Below are 16078 nucleotides of genomic sequence, written 5' to 3' on the forward strand. Positions count from 1 at the left end.
TTACGATTGTGAGCGTATGAAAGGAAATAAGAAAAAATGGGAAAACATTTTTTTGAGAAACGGTGTCATTATAGTATTCGTAAATTTACGATTGGTGCAGCTTCTGTTATGATTGGTGCTAGTATCTTTGGTGCTGGCATGGTTCAAGCAGCTGAAACAGAAGGACCTGCTGAGACAGAAGGAACAATAACACAGGCTCAGCCTCTGGATAAGCTGCCAGCAGATATAGCAGCAGCTATTGAAAAAGCAGAAACTGCCACTACGACAGGGGATAGTGAAACTCAACCAAGTGAGACAGAAAGTCAGCCTGAAAATACTGGAGAAACAGTTACAAAGCCAACTGAAACTCCTGCTCCGAAGGAAGAAGCAACTCCAAAACCAGCAGCAACTCCAAAAGAAGAAGTAGCTCCAGCAGCTAAACCATCTGAACAGCCAGTGACTAAAGATTTGGTCGAAACTCCAGATGTCAATCATTTAGAAAAAGCTTCTGCTACAGCATCAAACCATGAAGCAAATACACAATACACAGCAGAAAAGGCAATTGATGGAAAACCTGACACTCGATGGGCAACTGACCAAAACGTTGCTAAACCAACTATCGAATTTACACTGGAAAAGACAACAGTGATTAAGCATGTGGAGATTGATTGGGATCGCCGTGCTCGTGGTGAAAAAAATGACCCCAATATCAAGTCATGGAATCTCTATTATGCTGGTCAAGATGATGTGAATGAGTCGGGAGTTAAAGAATGGAAGTTAGCCTATCAAAGAACAGGAACTCCACTTCTTGATGAAAAAGTTGATTTGAAAGAGGCTATTCAAGCGAAGTACCTTAAACTTGAAATCACAGATTACCAAGCTGGTACTATGAACTGGAAAAATGTAGGGATTCAAGAAATTCGCGCCTACTCAAACATTCCAGATGCCAGCAAACCAACAGATATTCGTCAAGTTACAGAACTAACAGTTGCTGAAGATGGAAAATCACTTGTCTTGCCTAAGTTGCCAGGTCAAGTTAGCTTGATTGGTAGCAACAAACAGGGTGTTGTTGATCTCAATAACAAAATCTACAAACCTCTAACAGATCAAACTGTTAAGGTCATGGTCCAACAAGTCAAAGATAGCCATACCCTTACAAAAGAATTTGAAGTTCTTATTAAAGGCTTGCATGCAGACGAAGGTGTTGGAACCAAACCAGCAGTTGCTCCAGCAGTTCAACAATGGTATGGAACTGAAGGAAAAACTTCTATTACAGCATCTACTGTTATTTCAGTCGGAGATTCTGGATTTGGCCAAGAAGCGAAATTCTATCAGACTGACCTTGAAAGTCGTGGCTTAGAAATCGCCACAGGTGGTCAAGCAGCACAAAACCGCATTGAGTTTAAAAAGGTTGAAGATAAGGGCTATGGCAAAGAAGGCTATGGTATCAGCATTAAAGATGGAGTTATTACAGTAGAAGCTGCAACAAATGCAGGTGCTTTTTATGCTACACGTACTCTTCTTCAAATGGGAGAAAAAGACCTACAGAACGGTGAAATCCGTGACTTCCCAAGCTTCAGCCACCGTGGTTTTATGCTAGATACAGGTCGTAAGTTTATCCCTTATGATACGCTTGTGGATATCATGCTCAACATGGCTTACTACAAGATGAATGACTTGCAGTTGCACCTAAATGATAACTATATCTTCCTAAAAGAGCACTTGGCAGGTAAGAACTTAAGTCCAGAAGAAGAACTCAAGTATGTTCTAGAGCATGCTAAGACAGGCTTCCGTGTGGAGACAGATATTGTTGGTAAGGATGGACAAAAATTAACATCAGATGAGCACTATACCAAGGAAGAAATGCAAGAAATCATCAAATTAGCAAAAGCTTTGCATATCAACCTTGTTCCTGAAATTGACACACCAGGTCACGCCCTTTCATTCGTTAAAGTTCGTCCAGACTTGATGTACAAGGGTCAGCTTAGTGCGAGAAAACATAATGTAGAACGTGTAGCTATGTTGGACTTGGATAATAAGTACGAAGAAACACTTGCTTTTGTTAAGTCAGTCTATGATAAACTTCTTGATGGTCCAGATGCACCCCTTCATGGAGTTTCTACCGTTCATATCGGTACAGATGAGTACTATGGAAGTCCAGAAAGCTATCGTCGCTATGTCAATGACCTCATCAAGTATATCAAAGGAAAAGGTTATACACCACGTATTTGGGGATCACTCAGCGCCAAACAAGGAAAAACGCCAGTTGATTGGAAAGATGTAGAAGTGGATATCTGGAGCCTTGGATGGCAACGACCAGCAGCTGCAATTGCCCAAGGTGCTAAGATTATCAATATCACAGATGTTCCAACCTATAGTGTCCCAAGTGGTAGTAATAGCCAAACTGCTTATGGAGATTATGCTAACTATGAAACTCAGTACAACCGTTGGACACCAAATGACTTCTCAACAGGTGGAGGACCACGTCTAGAAGCCTCTAATCCTAATATCATTGGTGGTGGTCATGCGGTTTGGAATGATAATATTGACCTCCATGAAACTGGACTTACTTCTTATGATATCTTTAAACGTTTCTTCAAGAGTATGCAGTCTACTGCAGAACGCACTTGGGGTTCAGATCGTGCAGCCAAGACCTATGCAGACCGTATTCAACCAACAAGTGTTTATGCACCTCAATCCAACCCTGAAAAGACTATAGCTGAAGAAGACTTGTTCAAGATTAATCCTGAGACTGTCAAAGATTACCTTGCTAAGAAAGTGAAGAAGACTGAAGCAGGATTGAATTTCGACAAAGACAGTACTATCGAAGGTCTAGTTGGTGATGCGGGACCAAGTCATGTCTTGAAAATGGATGTTACTGTAACTGGTGACGGAGAACAAACATTCTCAACAAGTGGAAACAACCAACTCTATCTTGCGGATAAGGATGGCTATCTTGCCTATACTTTTGAACAATTCCATATCCAATTCAATAAGAAACTTGAAAAGAACAAACGTTATCAAATCTCTGTTGTAACCAAACCACAATCAACAGAAGTGTATGTAGATGGTGAAAAGGTTGAACGGATTGCAAATCCAGCGAATCCTCGTTTTGCTCATAACAGCTTAGTTTTGCCGCTTGAAACGATCGGTGGTTTCAAAGGAATCTTACATAGTGCTGAGTTGTCAAATGAACCATTTGTCAATCCACGTTTGATTCCAAATGATCATTTTACAGTTTCTGCAACTAGTCAAGAATTACCAGGTACCAATGCAGAAGGTCCGGTAGAAAAAGCCTTTGACAATGATCCAAACACCTTCTGGCATTCAAAATGGTCTGGACATAAAGCACCATTCACAGTTGCTATGAACTTGAAAGCAAGTGAAAAAGTAAATGGTTTGACTTATCTTCCACGTCCAGGTGGTGGTAATGGTGTCGTGACATCTTATGAAATCTATGCTCAAAAAGATGGTCAAATGGTTAAAGTTGCTTCAGGAACTTGGGAAAACAATACCAAAGAGAAAACAGTGAACTTTGATGCAGTTGAAACGGATAAGGTAGAATTAAAAGTTCTAGCAGGTGTTGCAGGATTTGGTAGTGCCGCAGAAATTCAACTTCTGAAACCAGTTTCTACTAACAAGGCAGAAGAGCCAGCTACTCCAAAAACACCTAAAGTTGAGGAAATGGGTGATGGTACAACTGAACTTGCTGATAACTTTGTAGCTAGCAAGCCAACAAGTGATGAGGCAGTTGCTGCTGCAGCCCAAAGTCAAGACTACCTTAAGAAAGAATACAAGGTATTCCCAACACCACAAAAAGTAACTTACGATGAAGGTGTTACGAAACTCCATAAACAAGTCAATCTTGTCATGGGAGATCAATTAGATATCTATACTCGTAACCGCTTGAAGAGCGTTCTACAAGATCATCAAATCTCATACACAAGCAGTCAAACAGCAGTGGCAGGTGCTACTAACATCTACCTTGGTGTTCATGGTCAAAATTCACAGGCTGAAAAAGAAGTATCTGGAATTTCTCAAGGACTCTTTGATAAAATTGATGCTTATGCCTTGTCAATCAAGAACAATACAATCTCTATCGTCGGTAAAGATACAGATGCTGTCTTCTACGGTTTAACGACTCTCAAACACATGCTTAATGAGAGCGCGGCACCAGTCTTACGTAATGTAACAGTTGAAGACTACGCTGAAATTAAGAACCGTGGCTTTATCGAAGGTTACTATGGAAATCCTTGGAGTAATGCTGACCGTGCAGAATTGATGCGTTATGGTGGTGACTTGAAGTTGACTCAATACTTCTTTGCACCAAAAGATGATCCATACCACAACAAGAAATGGCGTGAACTTTATCCAGAAGAGAAATTAGCTGAAATCCGTGAATTGGCTCGTGTCGGAAACCAGAACAAGACTCGTTATGTATGGACCATCCATCCATTCATGAACAACCGTATCCGTTTTGGCAATGATGCTGACTATCAAAAAGATTTGGAAACCATTAAGGCTAAATTCACTCAATTGATGGATGTCGGTGTTCGTGAGTTCGGTATTTTGGCCGATGATGCTCCAAGTCCAGTTGGTGGCTACAATAGCTACAACCGCTTGATGAAGGACATGACAGACTGGTTGACTAAAAAACAAGCAACTTATGTCGGCCTTCGTAAGGAAATGATTTTTGTCCCAGGTCAGTATTGGGGTAATGGACGTGAAGATGAGTTGAAAGCACTCAATGAAAATCTTCCAACTTCAACCTCTATGACCCTTACTGGTGGTAAGATTTGGGGTGAAGTATCAGAAAACTTCCTTTCAAATCTTAAGAACAACCTGACTGCAGGTGGTAAGACCTACCGTCCAGTTTCTCTATGGGTCAATTGGCCTGTTACAGATAACTCTAAACAACACTTGATCTTGGGTGGTGGTGAGAAATTCCTTCATCCGAATGTAGATCCTAGCCTTCTTTCAGGTATCATGTTGAACCCAATGCAACAATCCGAGCCATCTAAGATTGCCCTCTTCTCTGCAGCTCAATATGCATGGAAACAATGGAAGTCTGAAGAAGAAGCTAAGAAAGTCAACGATATCGCCTTTAACTTTGTTGAAAATGGTAAGTTTACTGATAGTGAAGCATCTATTGCCTTCCGTGAACTTGGTAAACACATGATCAACCAAAATATGGATGGTCGTGTTGTGAAATTGGAAGAGTCTGTTGAACTTGCTCCGAAATTGGCGGCCTTCATGTCTAAGTTGAAAGCTGGTCAAGATGTTGGTGCAGAGCGTGAAGGCTTGCGTGCAGAATTTGCGAAACTAAAAGCTGCAGCTCAACTTTATAAAGCATCTGGTGATGAAAAGATGCGTGCTCAAATCCATTATTGGTTGGACAATACCATTGACCAAATGGATGCCTTGAGTGCTCTCCTTGATGGTACAGAGGCTATCGAAAAGAACGATTCTGCAAAACTTTGGGATAGTTACTATAAGGGATTGAAACTATATGAACAGTCTCAAACTTATACCTTCCATTATGTAGACCATGACGAAAAAGCTGAGTTGGGTGTTCAACATATCCGTCCATTCTTGCTTGGACTGCGTGAAATCTTGGCAACAGAAGTTCAAAAAGCCTTGCATCCTGATCAAGTGATTAGTACCTTTATCACAAACCGTACAGGTGTAGAAGGCGGACTTGCTGAGGTAACTGATGGAGATTTGGGAACTCATGCATTAATCAAATCGCCAAACAGTATCAAGACTGGTGATTACATTGGTTTGAAATTTAACAAAGCTGTTCCACTCCAAAACTTGACCTTTGCAATGGGAACTCAAGCAAATCCTCGTGATACCTTTAACAATGCTAAGGTTGAGTACCTAAATGAAAATGATGAGTGGGTAACACTTTCAGAACCAAGCTATACTGGAAATGAATCTCTTATTAAATATGAAAAACTCAATATTCGTGCCAAGGCTGTTCGAATGATTGCGACTTCAGATCGTGATAATACTTGGTTTGCTGTAAGAGAAATTGCTGTTAACCGCCCTGTGGAAGTTACTCGTGCTAAACAGGCAGCTACTGTGACGATTAGTCCAAATCTTATGTACAAGTACAATACGACAGTTGGTCAGATTACAGACGGTCGTGACAATACTGAAGCCATGCTTGCGAATGCTGATCGAACTGATACAACTCCAGTAAATAGTTGGGTACAACTAGACTTAGGCGAAGTCAAACCTGTGACTAAGGTTCGTCTCCACCAAGGTTCAGGAGATAAATTAGCAGAAGGTGTTCTTGAATATTCTGCAGATGGTAACTCATGGCAAGAATTGGATCGCTTGACTGGTGAACAAACCAAAGAAATCGAAACTCCAATTTCAGCTCGCTATGTCCGTATTCGCAATACTAAGAACACCAACCTATGGTGGCGTATCGCTGACTTCTCAGTTGAAACACGTACAGGCAATAGCCAATTGACTGATACAAATGTTGAGAACTTGAAGTCAACTCCAGTTTATGACAGCCTAGGCCGTTATAATATGCAAATTCCGAGCGGAACAAAACTTCCAGCTAAAAGTTATTTGGGTATGAAACTTGATCGTCTTCACCAAGCTGAACTCATTCAAGCGGTTGGTACAGAAAACCCATCCCTTAATTTGGAATATTCTCCAAATGCCCAAGAATGGTATCCGGCTGATCAAGTGACAGATAAGTCCTTGGTACGTTATGTTCGTTTGGTCAACAAGACTGACCAAGAACAAGCAGTGACAGCAACCTCTCTACTTGTTCAGACAAAAGAAATTCAACCAACCACACTTGATTCGACATCAATGGGCATCCATCCAACATATGGTCGCAATGACGTTCGTAAGATTAAGAACTTGGATCAATTGTTCGATGGAGTTTACAATAACTTTGTAGAGTTTTCAGACTATGCGCGTAAAGATGGTCATATCACCTTGAAGCTAGGTAGTGAACGTGCAATCAAGAAAATTAGAGCTTACATTCAAGACGGCACTCAAAACTATCTCCGTGATGGTAAGATTCAAGTCAGTCAAGATGGCAAGACTTGGACAGATCTTGTGACAGTTGGTGATGGTGTTGCCAATGAGACACGTGATGATTCCTTGACAGATGGTTGGACACATGATTCTAAGATGCCAGGAAACCGCTACATCGAGGGTGAACTTGCAAGTCCAGTTAAAGCCAATTATCTCCGTGTTCTATTTACAGCTAACTATGATGCTCGTTTTGTAGGCTTCACTGAGTTGGTTATCAATGATGGCGAATTCGTGAAACCGATTAATGATCCAACTGTTCAAGGAAACAGTGGTGAAAGCCAAGGTAACCTCTACACCAACCTCGTAGATGGTAAGGTATTGACTAGCTATAAGGCTGAGAAAGAACAAGGTGAGCTGGTCTACCACTTGTCAGAACCGACAGATGTCAACCATATTCGACTTGTTTCAAGTCTTCCGCAAGGAGTGAAGGCTCGAGTATTGGCTCGAACTCTTAAATCAGATAAAAGAGATTCTTGGTCAGAAATAGGTGAGATTACCTCAAGCTTCCAAACATTTGCTGTCCGAGATAAATCTCCATTATTGGATGTGAAACTTGTTTGGGAAGGAGGTAAACCAGAGTTCTACGAAATGACGACATTCCACCAAGAACTTCCAGAGGAACCAGCCAAACCGGCTCCAACTACAAGTAAGGGTGACGAACCATCACCAGTAGTAGAAGTCCCAGAATTTACTGGTGGCGTAAATGGTGTCGAAGCAGCTGTTCATGAAGTTCCAGAATACACTCAAGCTATTGGCACAGCAGGCGATGATGTGGTTCCAGTAGTAGAAGGGCTAGAATTCAAAGGCGGAGTAAACGCAGTTGAGGCAGCTACCCATGAAGTTCCCGAGTATACTGAAGCTATTGAAAAAGCAGACAAGCTACCATCACCAGTAGTAGAAGTCCCAGACTTCAAGGGTGGCGTAAATGGCACTGAAGCAGCTGTCCATGAAGTCCCAGAATATAAAGAAACAGCAAGCCCTCAAGTCACTCCAACAGAGGAAAACTTGAAAGATTCGGTTGATAAAGTCGATGGAGATAAGATGAGCAGTGGCAATCGTGATGTTGAAACTACTGTTGAAAAGTCCGATGAATTTGCAAGTGCATCAGTGAAAACAGATCAAGCACAAAAACAAGAACAACCACAAACATCGGTTGCTAAAGTTAAAGATCAACTTCCAGCAACAGGTGGAGAAGAATCAGCTACTTTAGCCTTGTTAGGTGGTCTTGGACTAGTTCTCTCTGCCGCTTTTATCAAAAGAGGGAAAAAGGATTAAGAATTCGAAAAAGAGTTATTCAATAATCCTGGATAAACATTAATGTCACAATAAAACCACACAGTGATTTCAGTATTGAGCATCATCAAGCTGAAAGCAACACTGTGTGGTTTTTGAATAGTTGATAGTTTCGGACCAGATTCTTTATCCATTGTTAAGCTTCTCGTTATAGGATGTTGCCTCAATCTTTTTTTGTTATATTAAAATCATAAAAAAGATTGCAATTTTTTGTTCATTTTGATATATTCAATATATACAAAAAACAAACTCGATGCTTAGTTGTGTGTTCAGAAGGAAGTTATTTTTCTAAAAAAGGAAGCGCTTACTCAGCATCAAGAAAAAGAAAAGAGGATTTTAATGAACAAAAGACTTTTCGATAAACGTTGCCATTATAGCATTCGTAAATTTGCTATAGGTGCGGCATCTGTGATGATTGGGGCTAGTATATTTGGTATTTCAGCTGTACAAGCTGAGGAGGTGGCTTCATCCAATACTCAAACAGAAGAAACAACAGTTCATCAACCTCAGCCTTTAGATAAGCTTCCCGATGATGTGGCAGCTGCTATCGCAAAGGCTGATGAGAATGGTGGACGTGAGTTTGTAAAGCCAAAAGCTGAGTCGACAGAAGACAAAGTGACTAAGGATACAGAACCTACTAAACCTGTTAATGAAGGTAACCATGAATTGGTTAATCCTAAAGTTGAAACTCCAAATAAGGTAGGAGAAGAAAACGAAGCTGAAGAGAGGCAAAAAGCTGAAGAGACAAATCCAAAGACTGTGGAAGATGGTCCGAAATCTACAGCAGCAGTTGAAACAGATGTAAAAGAGGATGCTAAGAAAACTTCAGAAAAGGATCAGGTAAAACCGACTGCAGATCTCAAATCTTCTTCTGAAAAAACGCAAGCGCTTTCTAAAGAGTCAAGTAAAGCGGATGTTGAAACAGAGAAGCAGCTATTATCAGATCGAAAACAAGACTTCAATAAAGATTGGTACTTTAAACTAAACGCCCAAGGAGATTTTTCAAAAAAAGATGTGGATGTTCATGATTGGTCTAAATTGAATCTACCACACGATTGGAGTATTTATTTTGACTTCGATCACAAGTCTCCTGCTCGCAACGAAGGTGGACAGTTAAATGGTGGAACGGCTTGGTATCGTAAGACTTTTACACTGAATGAAGCAGACAAGAACAAGGATGTTCGTATCAATTTTGATGGTGTTTACATGGATTCTAAGGTTTATGTAAATGGTAAATTTGTAGGACATTATCCAAGTGGTTATAATCATTTTTCTTATGATATTACAGAATTTTTGAACAAGGATGGCAGTGAAAATTCCATTACCGTTCAAGTGACCAATAAGCAGCCAAGTAGTCGTTGGTATTCTGGAAGTGGGATTTATCGTGATGTAACCCTTAGTTATCGTGATAAGGTCCATGTTGCGGAAAATGGGAACCACATTACAACACCAAAATTAGCTGAACAAAAAAATAGCAATGTTGAAACACAAGTTCAAAGTAAGATTAAAAATACAGATAAAAAGGCTGCGAATGTCTTTGTGGAGCAACAAATTTTCACTAAGGAGGGTAAAGCTGTTTCAGAACTAGTTCGTTCTGAAACTAAGAGTTTGGCAGAAAATGAAACAGCACAATTTAATCAGAATATCCTGGTTAATCAGCCAACTCTTTGGACAACGAAAAGTTACCATCCTCAACTTTATGTTCTAAAAACAAAAGTCTATAAAGAAGGCCAGTTAGTTGATGTAACAGAAGATACATTTGGTTACCGTTATTTTAACTGGACAGCTAAGGAAGGATTTTCTCTCAATGGTGAGAGAATGAAATTCCATGGGGTAAGTATTCACCATGACAATGGAGCCTTGGGTGCAGAAGAGAACTATAAGGCTACTTATCGTAAATTAAAACTTCTGAAAGATATGGGAGTGAACTCCATTCGTACCACTCACAACCCGGCGAGCCCTCAGTTGCTAGATGCTGCGGCGAGTCTAGGACTTTTGGTTCAAGAGGAGGCTTTTGACACTTGGTATGGTGGCAAGAAGACTTACGACTATGGACGTTTCTTTGATCAAGATGCGACTCATCCCGAGGCTAAGAAGGGAGAGAAGTGGTCTGATTTTGATCTTAGAACAATGGTAGAACGTGATAAGAACAATCCGTCTATTGTGATGTGGTCTCTTGGAAATGAGGTAGATGAAGCGAATGGTAGTCCTCGTTCTATTGAAACTGCTAAACGTTTGAAGGCTGTCATTAAAGCGATTGATACCGAGCGTTATGTTACCATGGGTGAGAATAAATTTAGTCGTGCAGCAACAGGTGATTTCTTAAAAGTTGCAGAAATCATGGATGCTGTGGGTATGAATTATGGAGAGCGCAATTATGAAGCTGTTCGTAGAGCTCATCCAGACTGGCTCATCTATGGTTCTGAAACTTCTTCAGCTACTAGAACGCGTGATTCTTATTACAATCCTGCTCAAATCCTTGGACACGATAACCGTCCAAATCGTCATTATGAACAATCTGACTATGGTAATGACCGTGTTGGATGGGGAAGAACAGCTACTGAGTCATGGACTTTTGACCGTGATCATGCTGGCTATGCTGGTCAATTTATCTGGACAGGAATTGACTATATCGGTGAACCAACTCCATGGCATAACCAAGATAATACACCTGTAAAAAGTTCTTACTTTGGTATCATCGATACGGCTGGTTTACCGAAGAATGATTTTTACCTTTACCGTAGTGAGTGGTATAGTGCTAAAGAAAAGCCAACTGTTCGCATTTTACCACATTGGAACTGGACTGATGAGACCCTTAAGGAGCGTAAGATGCTGGTTGATGGAAAGGTTCCAGTTCGTACCTTCTCAAATGCAGCAAATGTCGAATTATTCTTAAACGGTCAGTCGCTTGGTAAAAAGGAATTTACTAAGAAGAGAACAGAGGATGGGCGTCCATATCATGAGGGGGCTAAACCAAGTGAATTGTATCTTGAGTGGCTTGTAAAATATCAACCAGGTACACTGACTGCGATTGCTCGAGATGAAAATGGTAACGAAATTGCGCGTGATAGTGTGACAACTGCTGGGGAGCCAGCAAGAGTTCGTCTGACTAAAGAAGAGCATGTTATCACAGCAGATGGTAAAGATTTATCTTACATCCATTACGAAATTGTTGATGGCGAAGGGAATGTTGTTCCGACAGCGAATAATCTTGTTCATTTCAATCTTCATGGTCAGGGACAGATTGTTGGTGTGGATAATGGAGAACAAGCTAGCCGTGAGCGCTACAAAGCTCAAGCAGATGGAACATGGCAAAGAAAAGCCTTCAATGGTAAAGGAGTTGTCATTGTAAAATCAACAGAAAAAGAAGGTAAATTTACTCTTTATGCAGATTCTGCTGGTTTAACATCTGATAGCGCAACGGTCGCAACTGTGTCTGGTAAGAAAGAAAACCGTCACTTTATAGCCTATGCTCCTGTGAAGGCAACAACTGATGTGAGTACCAATCCTGAACTACCACAAACAGTAACAGCTATTTATAGCGACGGCAGTGTTGAAGAAAAAGCTGTGACTTGGAAAGTGCCATCTGACTTGCTTACAAGCGCAGGTGAGAAAAAAGTATCCGGTAATGTCGAAGGTCTCGAAACTAAGGCTGAAGCCCTTGTCAAGGTAGTTGCACTTGATAAGTGGTTGCCTAAGGTAGCAACAGTTCCAGTTGGTACAACGGCAGCTGATTTGGATAAAACGGTTACGGCTGTTTTGTCAGATGGTAGCTTAATTGATACCGATGTTGTTTCTTGGACTTTGAAAGATCCTGCCGCCTTGACTAAAGAAGGTGGACGAACTGAAGCAACTGGTAAATTGGCAGATGACGATCGTGAAGTAACTGCAACCTTTATCGCAAGCGACAAGGAAACAGAAAGTACTGTTACAGGTCTCACGGTTGGAGATAAGACTCTTGAAAACTTTGAGCCTGGAAAGACTTATTACCGAGTATCCCTTCCTTACACTGCTAAAATTCCAAGTGTTGGAGCACAGACTACGGGCTATCAGGTAACGGTTCAACAAGCTTCTGCTGATAATGGGTATCAGGCTTCCGTCTTCTTGAGTGACCAGAAGGGTGATTTAGTTCAAACTTATTTGATTCAATTCGTGAAGGAAGCACCTGCTTTGACTCGTTTGGAAGTAAGCGTTGAAGGAAAAGAGAAAGCAACAGAAGATCAAGTTCTCCCTTATCATGTGATTGGGCATTATGAGGATGGTTCACAGACAGAATTTGCAGCGTCAGATGTCCACTTGGAAGTCAAGTCAGCTGATGGTGGTCATCTTGAGGTAAATGGACAGAACTTGTTACTTTATACTAAGGGTAGTGTTACTCTAACTCCTCGTATTGACAATCAAACAGAAAAAACACAATCTGTCACAACTGAATTGGTGATTAGAGAAAATAAAGTAGAGAAGAAAATTGTCAAGCTTCATCCAGTTTCTATCTCTACAGATATTAATCAGCAGCCTAATTTACCTAGCCAAGTTGGAGCGGAATTTGATAAGGGCTTGCCTCGTAAGGTAGCTGTGACTTGGGACAAGGTAGATGAAAAAGAATTGGGACGCTATCATAGCTTTACCCTTAAAGGACATGTAGAAGGAACAGATATTGAAGCTCAAGCAACGGTGACGGTTGAAGGCTTACAAGTTGCAGAGGAAATCAGCCTTACTCTTCCTAAGGGTGAGACAGTTCAATTGCCAGCCAGTGTACGTGCTTACCATTCTAATGGAACCACTATCTACAAAGATGTGGTTTGGGATCAGGTACCAGCTAACTTTAGTCAAACTGAAGGGGTGTATGAAATCAATGGTCATTTAGTTGGTAGCAATCTGACCACCAAGGCTCATGTCCGTGTTTCTAGTCAAGTGGTTGCTGGAAATAATATCTCTAAACAATGGACAGGTTCACAATTACCAGCAGCTATTGTATCCAATACAGGAGGGGATGATTCGGCTAATGCTTTGAACGACCTGACTGTATCAAGAACGCCTACAGATGCTAAAAATAGATGGACTACTTGGAGAACAAATACTGATAATGACTGGGCATCAATCTTGTTTGGAAACTCTGGTGATTTGACCAAGCGCTTTGTTGATAATCTTTCAGTTGATTTCTATACTGATGGAGCGATTGGTCTTCCAAAAGAATATGTTATTGAATACTATGTCGGTCAAGAAGTTCCAGATCTTCCGAATGATGTCAATAATGCTCAACGTGATAGCAACCATCCATTTAATAATGAAGCTAACTGGAAAGAGGTGGAACACCTCAAAGCTCCTGGACAATTATCTGCAGGTAAAACCAACCACTTTACATTTGATAAGGTAGAAACCTATGCTGTTCGTATGCGCATGAAGAAAGCAGATGGAACTGCTGGTGTTGGTTTGACAGAGCTAACTGTCCTTGGAAATAAGGTAGTGAGCTCTACAAGTTCAGAAATTTCTATCCAAGTAGATGGCAAGAAGCTTGAACATTTCAATCCATCTAAGACTGATTACTATATTCCTAAATCTAGCAAAGAAATCACTGCAACAGCTAGCAATAATGGTCTGGTAACAGTTGTGCCTGCAACAAGTGAAAAAGGTGCGACACGTCTTATCTTAAAAGCTGAGGATGGAACTGTTCTGAAAGAATATCGCATCTTCCGTGATGATGAAAAAGAGTCAACACAACCAGTAGCTGCAGAAAATAGTGCTAAGACTTTGAATGTAGGTGATCAACTTCAATTGCCTGCTGAAGTGACAGTTTACTATCCTTCACAAGCTGGTTGGGTTAAATCTAACCTTGCTGTCCAATGGGATACGGTCCCTGAACATGCAACGGAACATGAGGGAAGTTTTGAGGTAACTGGTCATGTCATTGGTACAAATCTAAGTACCAAAATGCAGGTAACAGTTGTTTCTAAAGGTAACCAAGCTCTGTCAGAAAATCCAAGCAACAATGAAACGGATTCTAAAGCCTTTGCTTCGACAACGAACGATACACAAGCAGCTTCACATGATAGAATTTTCTATATCAATGATGGAAAATACAATGAAGACGGACGTTGGACAAACTGGTCTCGTACTCCGAAAAATCAAGAAACTTCTGTCGGACTAGTCTTTAAGAAGGATGGAAAAATTGCCTCTCAATCCATTGGAAAAGTAGCTATTCAGTTCTTTAAAGATAGTGGAACAGATGCTCCAGAGAAAATGGTTCTAGAAAGATATATTGGTCCTGCCTTTACAGAACCAAGTACGATTTCTCGTTATGAAGAAAATGCTGACCATCCATTCAACAAGGCAGAAAATTGGGCATCAATCCCTTATAAAGCTTCTGGAGAATTAGTAGCTGGTAAACCAATAGAGTTTAACTTTGAACCGGTTCAAACGACAGCTATTCGTGCCCGCATGACTCGTAAGGCTACTACTAATGGTTTGGCAGTTGTAGAATTTACAGCCTACTCTGCAGGCAAGGGAGCAGAAGTGGAAACACCATCAGCCACTATTTCGGTTGATGGAAAAGCATTGGAAAACTTTGATCCAAATGTGACAGATTATACACTAACAGCAATGAGTTCCCAACCAAAAGTCACTGCGACAACTAGTGGACATGGAGTAGTTACAGTTGTGAATCCTGGAAATACTAATCTTCCAACACTCGTGCGTCTTATTTCCAAAGATGGAAATCTTGTGAAAGAGTATCGTTTACACTTTAAGACAGCCTTCCAAACAACTCCGACAGAAGGAGTTAAGAACTTAGTAGCAGAAACTCCAAGCTTAGAAATTGAAAAGACTCCGCTACCATTTAAAGAAGTTATTCGTGAAAATCCTGAACTTGCTCAAGGTCAACGTCGTGTAGTTTCTGAAGGACAAAATGGAGAAAAAGTTGACTATATTCAAGTATCGGGAACTACTAGAACTCTGGTTCATACTGAACAAAGAAAGGCTCAAGATCGCATTATTGAGGTAGGAGTAAAACCATCTATTTCAAATAGTAAAGGTGAGGAACCTGCGCCAGTCAACGAAGTTCCAGAATTCAAAGGCGGTGCTAACTTTGTAGAAGCAGCAGTCAACGAAGTTCCGGAATTCAAAGGCGGTGCTAACTTTGTAGAAGCAGCGGTCAATGAAGTCCCTGAATTCAAGGGAGGTGCTAACTTTGTTGAAGGAGCAGTTAACGACATTTCAGAATACAAAGGGAAACAATCGACTGTTGGTAATCAGGTAGCACCAGTCGATGAGAAACCTGACTTTAAAGACGAGGTAAACACAGGAACTCCTCAAGATAGCAAACTTCCAGGGGATAAAGCTGTTCCAGAAACAGTAGGAAATCATGAAGCACCAGTTCGTGAGAAAGCAGAGCATCCAGTACAGAACTTAGCTAATAACCAGACTACAGAAAGAAAGGCTTCAGCAGTCAAAGAAGATCAAAATAGCTTACCAGAAACTGGTGAGAGAGAATCTGATACAGCTATCTTCTTAGCAGGTGTTAGCTTAGCCTTGTCAGCAGCACTATTGACTGCAAAACGTAAAGAAGATTAGACTTTATCTCTAAAGCATTCTGATTTTTATAAATTAATCGAGGATTAAAACTTGAATCTATAAGTAAGTAGAGCTACTATGATATAGAACCTCAATTTGAGGAGAAATATAGTAGATCCCTGCATGATAAAACGCATCGTATTAAGGTTTTGAATATGTACTGATCCCAAAAAGT

2 protein-coding genes are annotated in these 16078 nt (G+C 40.7%); both read left to right on the forward strand.

The window, feature by feature from the left end:
- Positions 1-36 precede the first annotated feature (36 nt).
- A complete protein-coding gene (locus HT734_RS07000) occupies positions 37-8319 on the forward strand; it encodes an SIALI-17 repeat-containing surface protein (protein WP_173278472.1) in 8283 nt (2760 codons plus the stop codon).
- 357 nt (positions 8320-8676) lie between these two features.
- The gene (locus HT734_RS07005; protein WP_173278470.1) at positions 8677-15903 is read left to right on the forward strand and encodes an SIALI-17 repeat-containing surface protein; all 7227 of its coding nucleotides are present in this window, start codon (positions 8677-8679) and stop codon (positions 15901-15903) included.
- Positions 15904-16078: the final 175 nt, after the last annotated feature.

This window comes from Streptococcus sp. k-90 (genome assembly GCF_013277565.1).
GTDB lineage: Bacteria > Bacillota > Bacilli > Lactobacillales > Streptococcaceae > Streptococcus.

What these genes read in the sequence shown, in the direction of transcription:
- HT734_RS07000 (WP_173278472.1), top strand. Translation starts at nt 37, where the DNA reads ATGGGAAAACATTTTTTTGAGAAACGGTGTCATTATAGTATTCGTAAA.
- HT734_RS07005 (WP_173278470.1), top strand. Translation starts at nt 8,677, where the DNA reads ATGAACAAAAGACTTTTCGATAAACGTTGCCATTATAGCATTCGTAAA.